Genomic DNA, 12,621 nt, shown 5'->3' on the forward strand with positions numbered 1-12,621 from the left:
AAAAAACCCGCCGGAGCGGGCGGGTTCGCCGGAGCCAAATAGCACCATAGCGAAATTAGTAGCATAGCTGCCGGCACAAAGCAAGAACAAAATAAGGCTTGTGCCCAAAAAAGATGGTGCGCTCAGACGGCTTTGTGGCGCATTGTCGCCGGCCGACGCTTTTTGCGGCCGCTGATCTCCCAGCGCTTGTGGAACCACATCCACTGGCCGGGGTCTTCGCGCACCCAGCGCTCGACGACGTCGTTGAGAAGCTGGGTGGTGGCGGGGACGTCGACACTGCCGCCGGCGGTGCGCGGCAAGGTGAGCTTGTCCTCGATCTCGAGCAGGAAACGATTGTTCGGCAAGCGCACGCAGCGCGCCGGGTAGACATCGCAATCGTAGTGCCTCGCCAGGGTGCCGAGGACCCGGTTGCTCTCGCAGGGGCGGCCGAAGAATGTCGTCTCGAGCCCGCCGGTGAATTTCTGGTCGACCAGCACGCCGATATTGCCGCCCTTCTCCAGGACGGCCGCAAGCGCGAACGAGGCACCCGTCGAAGATGGCAGCAGCGATCCCATGCTCGAGCGGCGGGTCGAGAGGATGTAGTCGGCGAGGTAAGGGTTGTTGGGCGGGCGAAACAGCGCCGTGATGTTCATGCCGAAGGTCGCCGCCGCCACCGGCAGCAGCTCGAAATTGCCGAGATGCCCGGTGAAGACGATATGCGGCTTGTCCTCGCCCGCGATGCGCACGAAATGCTCCACGCCCTTGACCTCGACACGGCCCGGCTTCGTCGCAGTGGGATCGTAGTCGAACAAAGCATCGAGAAAAATGTATTCGGCGGCCAGGCGGGCCATGTTGCCCCACATGTCGGAAGCGATCGCTTCGATCTCGGCATCGCTTTTTTCCGGATAGGCCTGGCGCAGATTGTCGACCGCAACCTGATGGCGCGCCACCCAAGGGCCGATGCGGCGGGCGGCGCGGTCGGCAAAATTGAGCGCGCTGTCGGGCGGCAGCAGGCGCAGCGCGGAGATGATGATCATCGCGACGCGCGCGACCAGCCAGTAGTTGAACTGGCGAAGCCGCCTGCCATAGCGGAATCCCAGGTCCCTGCGGATCTTCTTGAAGGCGTTGCCGATCATTCTCAGCCGACGCGCAGGATGATCTTGCCGAAGACGTCGCGGCCTTCCATGCGTTTCAGCGCCGCATCGATGCCGTCGAAGCCGACCTCGGTGTCGATCACCGGCGCGACCAGGCCCGCCGCCATCTTCTGCATGGCGTCGGCCATGTTTTCCATGCGGCAGCCGAACGAGCCGAGCAGCTTCAGCTGCTGCTGGAACAACTGCATCAAATTGATCTGCGTCGACACGCCGGAGGTCGAGCCGCAGGTGACCAGCCGGCCGCCGCGTTTGAGGCACAGCATGGACGCGGCAAAGGTGTCGGCGCCGACATGCTCGAACACCACGTCGACGCCCTTCTTCTTGGTCAGCTTGCGCACGACGCCCTCGAAGCGGTCGTCGCGGTAATTGATGACGTGGTCGGCGCCGAGCGCCCTGGCCTTGTCGATCTTGTCGTTCGAGCCGACGGTGGTGATGACCGTGCAGCCCATCTTCTTGGCCAGCTGAATGGCGGCGGAGCCGATGCCGGAGCCGCCGGCATGGACCAGTATCGTCTCGCCGGGCTGCAGCCGGGCATTGTCGAACAGCATGTGCTCGACCGTGCCGAAGGTGACAGGCGCCACCGCCGCGCCGATTTCGCTCACGCCTGGCGGGGCGGGGACCAGAAGGCGCGCCGGCAGGTTGATCTTTTCCTGCGCAAAACCGTCGAGATGGAAGCCGTGAACGCCCGAAACATGCTCGCAGAGATTGTCACGGCCTTCGCGGCAGGCGCGGCAAAGCCCGCAGGTGCGGGCGCCATAGATCGACACCAACTGTCCGGGCACAAGGCTGGAAACGCCGGGGCCGACCGCCTCGACCTCGCCTGACGCCTCGGCGCCGACGACCAGCGGCAGCTTGCGCTTGGCGAAGGCCATGCCCCGCCAGCCCCAGACATCGATGTGGTTCAGCGCCACGGCCTTGATGCGCAGCGTCACCTCGCCGAGCGACGGCGGCGGCGGTGGCGGCAGGTCCACCGTTTCAAGCCGGCGATCCTCGATAAGTTGCAATGCGCGCATGGTGCCTGTCGGTTCAGTCCGGCTGAAAAAGGTCGCTTAGACCGGTTCCCGCGCCATGACAAGGCAGGTGTTCTGGCCGCCGAAGCCGAAGGAGTTCGACAGGACCGTGCCGACCTCGGCGTTGCGCTTGGCGTTCGGCACCACGTCGAGCACGATCGCCGGGTCGGGATTGTCATAGTTGATGGTCGGCGGAATGACGCTTTCGCGCATCGTCATCAGCGAAAATGCGGCCTCGACGGCACCGGCAGCCGATAGGGTATGGCCGATCATCGACTTGTTCGACGAGACCGGCATTGATGAGATCCGCTCGCCAAATACCGTCGACAGCGACAAGTGCTCCATCTTGTCGTTTTCCGGCGTCGAGGTGCCATGGGCATTGACATAATCGATCCCGTCCTCGCTCAAGCCGGCATCGGCAAGAGCGGCGCGCACCGCCGCGATCGCCGGCGAACCGTCCGGCTTGGAGCGGGTGCGATGGAAGTCGTCGGCCTTTTCGCCGCAGCCGCGCAATATGCCGAGAACGGTGGCGCCGCGGCCAAGTGCTGCCTCCAGCGATTCCAGCACAAGGGCGCCCGAGCCTTCGGCCAGCACGAAGCCGTCGCGGTCCTTGGAGAAGGGTTTTGAGGCCTTTTCGGGGATGTCGTTATGGGTGGAGAGCGCGGACAGAAGCGAGAAGCGGATGAGCGCCTCGGCGGTCGCCGAGCCGTCGGCGCCGATCGACAGCGCCCTGTCGCATTCGCCGCGGCGGATCGCCTCGACACCGAGCTGGATCGCCGTGGCGCCCGAAGCGCAGGCGGTCGACAGCGTGATCGGCAGGCCACGCGTGCCGAAACGGTCGGCAAGCCGGTCGGCGATCGAGCCGAACTGGGTGGTCTCGAAGATGCCGAGTTCCCTGAGGCCGCGCGCTACCCGCAGCAGCCTCTCTGCACCGGTGTCGTGCGTGTCGGAATTGTAGAGCGAAAAGCGCTCGCTCCAGTCGAGCTCGACCGGCGGCGAAGCGAGGAAAAGCGGTCCGCCGAAATCGCCGGCATCGAGGCCGGCCTCCGACATCGCTTCCTGGGCGGCGGTTTCGGCAAGCTCATAGGTGAGGAGACTGGCGCCCTTGGAACTCGACGGCAGGAAATCGACCATGCCGGAGATGCGGGTGTTGAGATGATCGACCGGGAAGCGGGTGATCGGATGGATGCCCGATTTGCCTGACGTAAGTGCCGCCCAATTGTCGGCTTTGCCGACACCGAGCGACGTCACCACGCCGATGCCGGTGACCGCGACGATAGGCCTGCCCATATGGTCGTTCAGATTGGCCATTTGTTGTCCAAAAACCTGTTTCTCTTGGAGCAATCGGATCGCCCGAAAACCGCATCACACTTTTCGGTCCGATGCTCTAGGCGGCTTTGATCAGCGCCATGCCCTCGAATTGGTGATAGCCGATCGCCGTTGCAAGGACGGTCTTCGGGACGCCGGCAAACGGTTTTTCGACTGTGGCGTCGAAGACAGGGTAGGCCGCCTTGCGGTCGACAGCCAGGGCCGCCAGCGCAACGGCAAAGGGGAACTGCGCTTCCTTCAGGTGGCCGGTCAGCGTCGAAAAGCCGCGTGCGGCGATCGCCGGATTGGCCTCGAGTGCCGATTTCTCGGCGGCGGTCGCGGCATGGGCGCCCGAAGCGCCGGAGATCGCCAGCAGTTCGCCGTCCGGCAATGCGGCTTGCTTCAACAGCGCGGCGATCTCACCGTCGAGTTCGCCCCGCCGGCGCCTGGCGCGACCGGACAGGACCGGGCCGAGTTCCGCGTAGATCTTCCGGCCACGGCTTTCCGCGTGCTCGCGCTGCTCCAGGACGAGAAACGCGCCGCCGGATCCGGTCACCACACCGCCGCCTTCGGCGCCTTGCCTCTGCCAGACCGGCCGCCACGCGCCGCGATGCAGGTAGCCGGCCAGTTCATAGCCGAGCAGCATGTCGGAATGTTCGGTCTGAAAAGCGCCGCCAACCAGTATATGCGTCGACTGGCCGGAGCGGATGCGCGCGGCCGCCGTCTCAACCGCGGCAACGCCCGCACCTTCCTCGCCCATGAAGGTGCGAGAGGAGCCTGTCACCTTGTGGACGATCGAGATGTTGCCGGCGAGCAGGTTGGAAAGCTGTGCCAGAAACAGCGTCGGGCGCAATTCCGTGGTCAGCTTCTCGTTGAGCAGCACGTCGCGGTCATTGCGGCTTTCCGATGCCGCGAGAATGGCCGCATCGACCGCCTCGTCGCGCTCGCCGCCGCCGGCGGCCACCACCATGTCCATGGTCGCGCAGAGTTCGTCATTGCCCTTGATGCCGGCATCGTCGAGCGCAAGGCCGGCCGCATAGGTGCCGAGCCTCTGCCAGGTCTCCATCTGCCGCTGGTCGCCGCGCTTGGCGATCTGCAGGTTCCAGTCGATCTCCGGCAGCGGATGGACCGTATAGGGCGAGAAGCGCGAGGCCTCCAGAACCGGCTCAAGGCGCGGCTGGACAAGCTTTTGCCAATGCGCATCCGGACCCTCGCCCAGCGACGAAACAAGGCCGATGCCTGATATGACGACGTCGTGGGGGTTCATGGGAGGCTGTTGTGGGTCGGGCGCGTCAGGCGCTGTATTCACGTGGCGTTCTTGGCGGCGACGAGCGCGTCGATCTTGGCGCACAGGTTCTTCATGACGAAATAGTCGTCGGTCGAAGCCTTGCCGTCGTTGACCTCCTGCGTCCACTTTTCCAGCGGCACCTTGATGCCGAATTCCTTGTCGATGGCAAAGACGATGTCGAGGAAGTCGAGGCTGTCGATGCCGAGATCGTCGATGGTGTGGCTTTCGGGCGTGATCGTCTCGATATCGATCTCGCTGGTGTCGGCGATGATCTTGGCGACTTTGTCGAACGTGGTGGACAAGGGCTTTTCCTTCGATTGCGGGCGGAATCTGTCCGCATGTGTTTGGCGCTGTCTAATCGGTTTTTCCGGGCAGGAAAAGGCCTGATGCGCCGACCGCAGCTGGGATTGATGTTCTGGCAGAGCAATAGGGGTCGCTGGCAACCCCTCCCGGCGATATGCCCAAACCGTCCCATCTCTGGTCATTGCGTGTACCAATGTACCACGAAGATCTATGACCATAGAACGCGTGCAGACCGGGTGCGCCTGGAAAAACGATTGGCGAAGGTGCTCAAGGCCTTGGCTGAGCATCGCGACATGAGCCTGGGTGGACGGCTGGCGCATCGCATCCGCTATGTTCGCGTTACGCCGGATTGGCGTTTCGGATTTGTCGAGGTGGCCTGCCGACCGACACTAACGGACGCACGGAGGCGTCGATTACCTATGCGTTCACGGCCTTGAGCCCGGCAGGAGCATCGTATCTGTCCGAACTGACGGAGGACGCGTTCGCGGACATGATCGAGGGATGGAAGCTCCGTGTCGACGCTTGGCTGGTAGCGGTGAAAATCTGACGCCAGGTAACTTAAACGAATTGCCACCAAGGGTGGAATGTTACCTTCGTCTCGTAGATGGGAACGAGCAAGTAGCGGACAAAGCTGTCGCTCAGTGAGTTTTCCTGCGTTCTGTGCCTTGATGGGACAATTCTTCGCCGCTGATCGGAGCAACACCCGTGGCCATGCATTCCTTCCACATCCACATCCCGGATGAACAGATCGAGTACCTCCGGCGTCGTATCCAAGCGACAAGATGGCCGTCGTCGATCTTCGCATACGGATGGGAGGACGGTACTGACTTTGATTTCCTCAGAAAGCTTTCACGTTACTGGGAATACGATTTCAGGTGGCGCGATCACGAAAAACGTCTGAACCTGTTGCCTCAGTTTAGGGTCACGATAGACGGGTGCGACATCCATTTCGTTCACCAGAAAGGAAAGGGGTCAGCGCCCTTGCCGTTGATCCTCACTCATGGCTGGCCCGGCTCCTTCGCCGAGTTCGAGCATGTCATTCCGCTGCTCACGGATCCTGCCAAATACGGCGGGGATGCCGAGGACGCCTTCGATGTCGTCGCACCGTCGCTTCCGGGTTTCGGCTTCTCGTCCCCGCCGCGTCAGGCCGGCGTTAGCTCAAAGCATGTCGCGAAGCTGTGGCGGGGGCTGATGCGCGAACTGGGATATGATCGCTTCGCCGCACAAGGTGGCGACATCGGCGCCGGAGTCTCGACCTGGCTCGCTCGGCTTTACCCAGAGGACCTTATCGGATTGCACCTGAATTACATTCCAGGCAGTTTCCGCCCGACCCTCGGTCGCGGCGACCCACCTGTCACGCCGGAGGAGAAGGCATTCCTCGACAGTGCGGCGAATTTCGCCGCGACGGAGGGGGCCTACGCTTTTCTGCAGGGGACCAAGCCCCAGACGCTAGCCTTTGCACTGACAGATTCCCCAATCGGGCTAGCCGCATGGATTGCCGAGAAGTTCCGCAGTTGGAGCGACTGCGAAGGCGAACTCGAACGCGCCATCCCTCTAGACACGCTGCTTACCGACATCTCGCTCTACTGGTTCGGTAACACGATCGAGGCCTCGCTCCGGATTTACAAAGAGAACCGGCTCTGCCCCCTGATCTTTGGGCCAAGAGAGCGAATAACACCGCCCCTCGGCGTTGCAGTCTTCCCTCGAGAGCTTCCTATGCCACCTCGCTCCTGGGTCGAGCGAGTCTTCCGTGTCGAGCGTTGGACCGACATGCCGAACGGAGGACATTTCGCGGCGATTGAGCAACCCGAACTCCTGGTCGAGGACATCCGGGCGTTTTTCCGGCCGCTGAGGCTCCGGCCGGCAAAGTAGAGGACGAAAACCTCGCCCGTTGTCGCGGCTCGGAAGCCCTGATGAGACGTACCATCGCATTGGCTTTCGTTGAAAGCGCTGGTTGGTCCTGACTAAGAGTCAATGTCGACCTTGGACTCGATCAAGACCTCATCGCGGGTCGGAACCAGTATTCCGCTTAAGGTACCAAACGCTAGATTTCACTACTAGCGGACGCTTCAACCGGCGCAGTCAGAAAGTGACGCGGCCGAGTACTCGCAGGCCGTCGCCCTGCGGCTCGACGACCACGGCCTCGCCTTCACGCGGCGAGATCCCGGTCAATTCCTTGATGTTTTCGAGATGCGTGACCATGACCAGATTGTCGGAGCCGGAATAGCCGCGGATCTCGGCAAGGATCGCGGCAATCTGGTCGGCCTTTTCCTTTTCGTCGGTCTTCAGCAGGTCAAGCGGTGCGAACGGCTCCGGCTCGCTTTCGAAAGCGATGCGGGCGGTCTCGAGGCAGCGGCAATAGCGGCTGGACAGCACGCGCTCGACCGGTGCGGCGCGGGCGCCAAACAGCGCGCCGATCTTGCGCGCCTGTTGCTTGCCGCGCTCAGAGAGATTGACCTGGGTCGCGCATTTGCCGAGGTCGAAATTGGCGGCATCGGTGGTGCCGGTGACCATGGCATGGCGAAGCAGGACCACATGCCCGCCGTCGCGGAGCAGCGCCCAGCCGGCTTCCGTCGCATGGGCTGTGGCGGAAACGGCAAGCAACAGCAGCGCCAGCACAAATCGAAGCATCAGACATCCTTTTCGGGTGACCGGCAGGCAGGTCCCCGGTGACCGGCATATAGGGACGGCAAAGCCGGCTGAAAGACAAGCCGAGTGCAACCTGCGGCCGAGACGCCTATTTCTTCGCTATCTGCTTCTTCACCAGATCGATCTTGCGGTCGATCAGCGGGATGGGGAGTGTGTAGCCGGCTTCGGTAAAGCCTTGCTTGGCGTTCTCGAAGAATTCGATCGCCTTTTGGTATTCGGCATTGCCGCCGCCATAGCTGCCGCGGTTCCAGTGGACGTCGCCGAGATTGTTCTGCTCGAAGGCCCATTGCATCGGCTGGCCTTCGCGGGTGAAGACCTTGAGCGTCGCCTCGAAGGCGGCTTCGGCTTCGTCCAGATATTTGCCGGTCCGTTCGAGATTGCCGAGATTGATCAGGCAAAGCCGATCACCGCCCCCAGATTTTCCGTCGCGGTAACGTCCGCCAGTGCCCTGGCGCCGCGCATCGGCTCCAGCCCGCCGGCGCCGATCGGCGAGGCCGAGGCGGTGGGCGCCCGGCGCAGCACCGCATCCGCCGGAAACGGGTTGGTGCGGCAGGCATCGAGCAGCATGATCGTTACCGGCACGGTCGTCTTCAATTCGTCCATGACGGCGGAGATCGGCGCCAGGGCCTGATCGGCGTCCTTCAATGAAGAAACGTCGGCGTCGACCGGCACCAGATAGTTTTCGCCGCCGGCCTCGATGCCGTGGCCGGAATAGTAGATCAAGGCGACGTCGGCGTCCTCGGCATCCTCAGCGAAACGCTCGAGGTCGCGCTTCAGCTTTGCCGCGTCGCGGTCGGTGACGCTGCGCGCGCCGAAGCCGAGATCGGTCAGCATCTTGGCGATGTCGCGGGCGTCGTTGGCGGGGTTGGGAAGAGCCGCTATGTGCTGGTATTTCGACTGGCCGACAATCAGCGCCACGCCCTTGAGGCTCTCCGGCTCCGCGGCATGAGCCGAGGTCACCACGAGGCAGAGCATGGCGCCGACGAAAGCCGTCAGCCACGCCTGCTTGAAGAAGTGCTGATTTCCGACAAGGCCCATTCGCCGCGTGTCCCCCGACAACCCTGTATAGCGCTGGCATCCAACCATGAGCAAATTCGGGCAAGATCCGAGCAGCCGGATTGTTGGCCGGTACATTCGCGAGGGAAGGGCGATTGCGCCGCCGCCGGGCCTCGCCTATCACGGGAAAAATGTCTCCGCTTACCGAAACCGTCCTCTTCGTCTTCAGTCTCGTCGGGCTCGGCTATCTTGCCGGGTTGACCGGCTATTTGAAGCCGGCGAGCGGCGAGGGCGTATCCGAATTCGCCATCAACGTGGCAATGCCGCTTTTGCTGTTCCAGACCATGGTAAAGGCCGATTTCCACGGCGTGGCGCCGTGGTCGCTATGGGGCGCTTATTTCGCGGCGGTCGCGCTCACCTGGGCCACCGGCCATCTGGTTGTTACGCGCATCTTCGGGCGGGACGCCCGCGCCGGCGTCGTCGGCGGCGTATCGTCGTCCTTCTCCAACGTCGTCCTGCTCGGCGCGCCCTTCATCATCGGCGTGTTCGGGCCGGCCGGGTTCGAAGTGTTGTCACTGCTCGTCTCCATTCACCTGCCGGTGATGATGATGGCCTCGATCATCCTGTTCGAGATGTTCGGCCGCGGCGGCAGCGAGCCTGTGCATCCGGTCCGTGTCGTCAGGAGCTTTCTCAGGAGGGTATTCATCAATCCGCTGATCATCGGCATACTGGCCGGGCTGGCGTGGCGCTTCACCGGTGCGCCGCTGCCGGTGCTTGCGACGCGGCTGAGCGACGCGCTGGCCGGCACGGCCGCCCCGGTTGCGCTGTTTGCCATGGGGCTCAGCCTGCGCCGCTTTGGCATCTCCGGCAATGTAAGGCCGGCGCTGGCGCTGTCGGTGCTGAAACTGTTCCTGATGCCGGCGCTGGTTCTCGGCCTGGTGTGGCTGATCGGCCTGCCGCCATTGACGGCCAAGGTGGCGGTGATGGTCGCGGCGTTGCCGTCCGGCATCAATTCCTATCTCATCGCGGTGCAGTTCAACACCGGCCAGGCGCTGGCGTCGAACCAGATGACCATCGCCACCGCCTGTGCTGTCGTGACCACTGCGTTTTGGCTGACAGTGGTCGTCGTCGTTTTTGGATAAGAGCCCGGCTGCATCGCTCTCGCTTTGGCTGGCCCAAACCCTATATGCCATCTTGTGATTGCTTGCGGGGCTTGCCCTGGGCTAAGAGCAGTGGCTCTAGCGATGCTATCGCGCACGTCCATTCACGAAATCAGCGACCGGCCCGCCAGGTGCCGAACGGAGGCGAGATCATGCTTCAGAAAACCAGCCATTTCATGCGGCAGGCCAATCTCATCAATGGCGAATGGGTGCAGGCCGATTCAGGCCAGACGATCGACGTCAACAATCCTGCCACCGGCCTCAAGATCGGCACAGTGCCGAAGTCGGGCAAGGCCGAGACCCGCCGCGCCATCGAAGCCGCCGACGCTGCTTTCCAGACATGGCGCAAGACCACCGCGCTCGAACGCTCGAAGCTGTTGCGCAAGCTGCACGACGCGATGATGGACAATCAGGACGTGCTGGCCGAACTGCTGACCATCGAGCAGGGCAAGTCGCTGTTCGAATCGAAGGGCGAGATCGGCTCGGCCGCGTCCTACATATTGTGGTTCGCCGAAGAGGGCCGCCGCACCTATGGCGACGTCGTTCCGTCGCCCTGGGCGGACCGCCGTATCCTGGTGACCAAGGAGCCGGTCGGCGTCATCGCCGCCATTACGCCGTGGAATTTCCCATCCTCGATGTTGGCCCGCAAGCTTGGCCCGGCGCTTGCCGCCGGCTGTACCGCCGTGGTCAAGCCCGCGTCGCAGACGCCTTATTCTGGCCTTGCCTGGGGCGCGCTTGCCGAGGAGGTCGGCTTCCCCAAAGGCGTAATCAATATCCTGACCGGCGCCGCCGGTGAGATCGGCGACGAGATCTGTGCCAACCCACTGGTCAAGAAGATCACCTTCACCGGCTCGACGGAGGTCGGCAAGATCCTGATCCAGAAGTCGTCGGTGACCGTCAAGAAAGTGTCGATGGAGCTCGGCGGCAATGCGCCGTTCATCGTCTTCGACGACGCCGATATCGAGCGGGCCGTCGCTGGCGCCATCACCGCCAAGTACCGCAATTCCGGCCAGACCTGCGTCTGCACCAACCGCTTCCTGGTGCAGGCCGGCATCTATGACCAGTTCGTCGAAAAGCTCGCTATTGCGAGCAACGGGCTGAAGGTCGGTTCCGGCCTCGAGGAAGGTGTCCAGCAGGGACCGCTGATCGATGAGAAGGCGGTGGAGAAGGTCGAGGAGCTGATTGCCGACGCTACCGCCAAAGGCGGCAAGGTCGTCGCCGGCGGCAAGCGCCACGCGCTCGGCGGCTCGTTCTTCCAGCCGACGGTGATCGCCAATGCGACGCCGAAGATGCGCTTCATGAAGGAAGAAATCTTCGGCCCGGTAGCACCGGTATTCAAGTTCGAGACCGAGGAAGAGGCCGTAGCACTCGCCAACGACACCGAGTTCGGCCTGGCCTGCTACTTCTACACCGGCGATCTCGGCCGCGCCTTCCGGGTCATGGAAGGGCTGAAATACGGCATGGTCGGCGTCAATGAGGGGCTCATCACCACCCCTGAAGCGCCGTTCGGCGGCGTCAAGGAATCGGGCCTCGGCAAGGAAGGCGGCCATCAGGGCATCGAGGATTATCTCGACACCAAATATGTCTGCATCGGCGGACTTGGTCTCTAGAAGCCTGATGCGGTAATACCGAAACGACCCTGGGCCGCTTCGAAAGGCCAGGCTGGCATCGAGCAGCGAACTTGCGAGCATGGCAATGAAGGACGGCGAGGTTTTCGGCACGACGCAGGCGGGCGAGGCCGTCCGCCGCTTCACCATCCGTGGCGGCGGCCTCACCGCCAACATCATCGGGCTGGGTGCGATCATCCAGGATCTGCGTCTGGCCGGGCACGACGCGCCGCTGGTGCTCGGCTATGATCGTTTCGAGCACTATGAGACGGACACCGCCTTCTTCGGCACCGTCGTCGGGCGCTATGCCAACCGTATCCGCGACGGCCGCTTCACGCTTGCCGGCAAACGCTATCAGACCGAGCGCAATTTCCTCGAAAAGCACACGCTGCATGGCGGTTCGCAAGGTTTTTCGCGCCGGGCCTGGGCGGTTTCGCTGCATGGCAGGGATTTTGTCACGCTGACCCTCCACGACCCGGACGGCACGATGGGCTTTCCCGGCGCGCTCGACGTGACCTGCACCTACCGGCTGAAGATCCCCGGCACGCTCAGCGTCGAACTGACCGCCACCTGTGAGGAGCCGACGCTCTGCAACCTTACCCAGCATTCCTATTTCAACCTGGATGACGGCGGCGCCGGCGACATTCTCGACCACCGGCTGATGCTGAATGCCGGGGCCTATCTTCCTGTCGACGCCGATCTGATCCCGACAGGCACGGTCAAGCCGGTCGACGGCACGCCCTTCGATTTTCGCCAGGCCCGGCCGCTGCGCATGGAGACCGAGGGCGAACAGCTCCCCTACGACCAGAATTTCTGCCTCGCCTCGACGCGCGGGCCGCTGAAGCAGGCGTCATGGGCGCAAGGCGCGAATTCCGGGGTCGAGATGGAGCTCTGGACCACGGAGCCGGGCGTCCAGCTCTATACCGGCCAGTACCTGGCGCTGTCTTCGCCTGGATTGGGCGGGCGTCAATACAAGGCCTTTTCGGGCTTCTGCCTGGAGCCGCAAATCTGGCCGGATGCGCCGAACCGGCCGTATTTCCCGCAAGCCACGCTGTGGCCTGGGCAGATCTACCATCACGTGACGGAATACCGGTTCAGGCAGCCTTAGGGCAGGAGTGCCGCTGCCCAAGCGTACGACTCGAGCGTCGTGAACATGCCCAGCGCGGC

12 protein-coding genes are annotated in these 12,621 nt (G+C 63.2%); 4 read left to right on the top strand and 8 right to left on the bottom strand.

What is annotated here, in order from left to right:
* Positions 1–122 precede the first annotated feature (122 nt).
* The 5 genes from NKI79_RS21000 to NKI79_RS21020 all read right to left on the bottom strand — a co-directional run bounded on the left by NKI79_RS21000 (position 123) and on the right by NKI79_RS21020 (position 5,041).
* Positions 123–1,115, bottom strand: a complete 993-nt coding sequence (locus NKI79_RS21000) for a lipid A biosynthesis lauroyl acyltransferase (RefSeq protein ID WP_352804012.1) — start codon at positions 1,113–1,115, stop codon at positions 123–125.
* A gap of 2 nt (positions 1,116–1,117) precedes the next feature.
* Complete coding sequence (locus tag NKI79_RS21005) at positions 1,118–2,146, bottom strand: zinc-binding dehydrogenase (RefSeq protein WP_352804014.1); 1,029 nt, start codon at positions 2,144–2,146, stop codon at positions 1,118–1,120.
* A gap of 36 nt (positions 2,147–2,182) precedes the next feature.
* On the bottom strand, positions 2,183–3,454 hold the full coding sequence (locus NKI79_RS21010) for a beta-ketoacyl-ACP synthase (protein ID WP_352804017.1): 1,272 nt from the start codon (positions 3,452–3,454) through the stop codon (positions 2,183–2,185).
* A 76-nt stretch (positions 3,455–3,530) separates the two neighbouring features.
* On the bottom strand, positions 3,531–4,718 hold the full coding sequence (locus NKI79_RS21015) for a beta-ketoacyl-ACP synthase (RefSeq protein ID WP_352804019.1): 1,188 nt from the start codon (positions 4,716–4,718) through the stop codon (positions 3,531–3,533).
* A gap of 38 nt (positions 4,719–4,756) precedes the next feature.
* Positions 4,757–5,041, bottom strand: a complete 285-nt coding sequence (locus NKI79_RS21020; RefSeq protein WP_023719977.1) for an acyl carrier protein — start codon at positions 5,039–5,041, stop codon at positions 4,757–4,759.
* 712 nt (positions 5,042–5,753) lie between these two features.
* Here NKI79_RS21020 and NKI79_RS21025 point away from each other — a divergent pair.
* Entirely contained in the window at positions 5,754–6,914 is a 1,161-nt protein-coding gene (locus NKI79_RS21025) for an epoxide hydrolase family protein (RefSeq protein ID WP_352804300.1), read from the top strand.
* Between the two features lie 210 nt (positions 6,915–7,124).
* Here NKI79_RS21025 and NKI79_RS21030 read toward each other — a convergent pair whose 3' ends face one another.
* From NKI79_RS21030 to NKI79_RS21040, 3 genes are all read right to left on the bottom strand, one after another.
* Entirely contained in the window at positions 7,125–7,673 is a 549-nt protein-coding gene (locus NKI79_RS21030; protein WP_254818209.1) for a histidine phosphatase family protein, read from the bottom strand.
* Positions 7,674–7,779: 106 nt separating this feature from the next.
* Positions 7,780–7,983, bottom strand: a complete 204-nt coding sequence (locus tag NKI79_RS21035) for a hypothetical protein (protein ID WP_352477639.1) — start codon at positions 7,981–7,983, stop codon at positions 7,780–7,782.
* Between the two features lie 98 nt (positions 7,984–8,081).
* Positions 8,082–8,729, bottom strand: a complete 648-nt coding sequence (locus NKI79_RS21040; RefSeq protein WP_352804023.1) for a caspase family protein — start codon at positions 8,727–8,729, stop codon at positions 8,082–8,084.
* Positions 8,730–8,878: 149 nt separating this feature from the next.
* Between NKI79_RS21040 and NKI79_RS21045 the strand changes: the two genes are divergently transcribed.
* From NKI79_RS21045 to NKI79_RS21055, 3 genes are all read left to right on the top strand, one after another.
* Positions 8,879–9,829 carry an AEC family transporter gene (locus tag NKI79_RS21045; protein WP_352804026.1) on the top strand — a complete coding sequence of 317 codons (951 nt, stop codon included), beginning with the start codon at positions 8,879–8,881 and terminating at the stop codon, positions 9,827–9,829.
* Between the two features lie 170 nt (positions 9,830–9,999).
* Positions 10,000–11,457, top strand: coding sequence for an NAD-dependent succinate-semialdehyde dehydrogenase (locus tag NKI79_RS21050; RefSeq protein WP_352804027.1), 1,458 nt, complete (start codon positions 10,000–10,002; stop codon positions 11,455–11,457).
* Between the two features lie 79 nt (positions 11,458–11,536).
* A complete protein-coding gene (locus tag NKI79_RS21055; protein WP_352804030.1) occupies positions 11,537–12,562 on the top strand; it encodes an aldose epimerase family protein in 1,026 nt (341 codons plus the stop codon).
* Positions 12,563–12,621: the final 59 nt, after the last annotated feature.

This window comes from Mesorhizobium sp. M0340, from assembly GCF_040321535.1.
Lineage (GTDB): Bacteria > Pseudomonadota > Alphaproteobacteria > Rhizobiales > Rhizobiaceae > Mesorhizobium.

Coding starts and splice junctions, on each gene's coding strand:
- NKI79_RS21015 (WP_352804019.1), bottom strand. CDS start 4,718: ATGAACCCCCACGACGTCGTCATATCAGGCATCGGCCTTGTTTCGTCG.
- NKI79_RS21040 (WP_352804023.1), bottom strand. CDS start 8,729: ATGGGCCTTGTCGGAAATCAGCACTTCTTCAAGCAGGCGTGGCTGACG.
- NKI79_RS21010 (WP_352804017.1), bottom strand. CDS start 3,454: ATGGCCAATCTGAACGACCATATGGGCAGGCCTATCGTCGCGGTCACC.
- NKI79_RS21050 (WP_352804027.1), top strand. CDS start 10,000: ATGCTTCAGAAAACCAGCCATTTCATGCGGCAGGCCAATCTCATCAAT.
- NKI79_RS21045 (WP_352804026.1), top strand. CDS start 8,879: ATGTCTCCGCTTACCGAAACCGTCCTCTTCGTCTTCAGTCTCGTCGGG.
- NKI79_RS21005 (WP_352804014.1), bottom strand. CDS start 2,146: ATGCGCGCATTGCAACTTATCGAGGATCGCCGGCTTGAAACGGTGGAC.
- NKI79_RS21035 (WP_352477639.1), bottom strand. CDS start 7,983: ATGCAATGGGCCTTCGAGCAGAACAATCTCGGCGACGTCCACTGGAAC.
- NKI79_RS21055 (WP_352804030.1), top strand. CDS start 11,537: ATGGCAATGAAGGACGGCGAGGTTTTCGGCACGACGCAGGCGGGCGAG.
- NKI79_RS21030 (WP_254818209.1), bottom strand. CDS start 7,673: ATGCTTCGATTTGTGCTGGCGCTGCTGTTGCTTGCCGTTTCCGCCACA.
- NKI79_RS21025 (WP_352804300.1), top strand. CDS start 5,754: ATGCATTCCTTCCACATCCACATCCCGGATGAACAGATCGAGTACCTC.
- NKI79_RS21000 (WP_352804012.1), bottom strand. CDS start 1,115: ATGATCGGCAACGCCTTCAAGAAGATCCGCAGGGACCTGGGATTCCGC.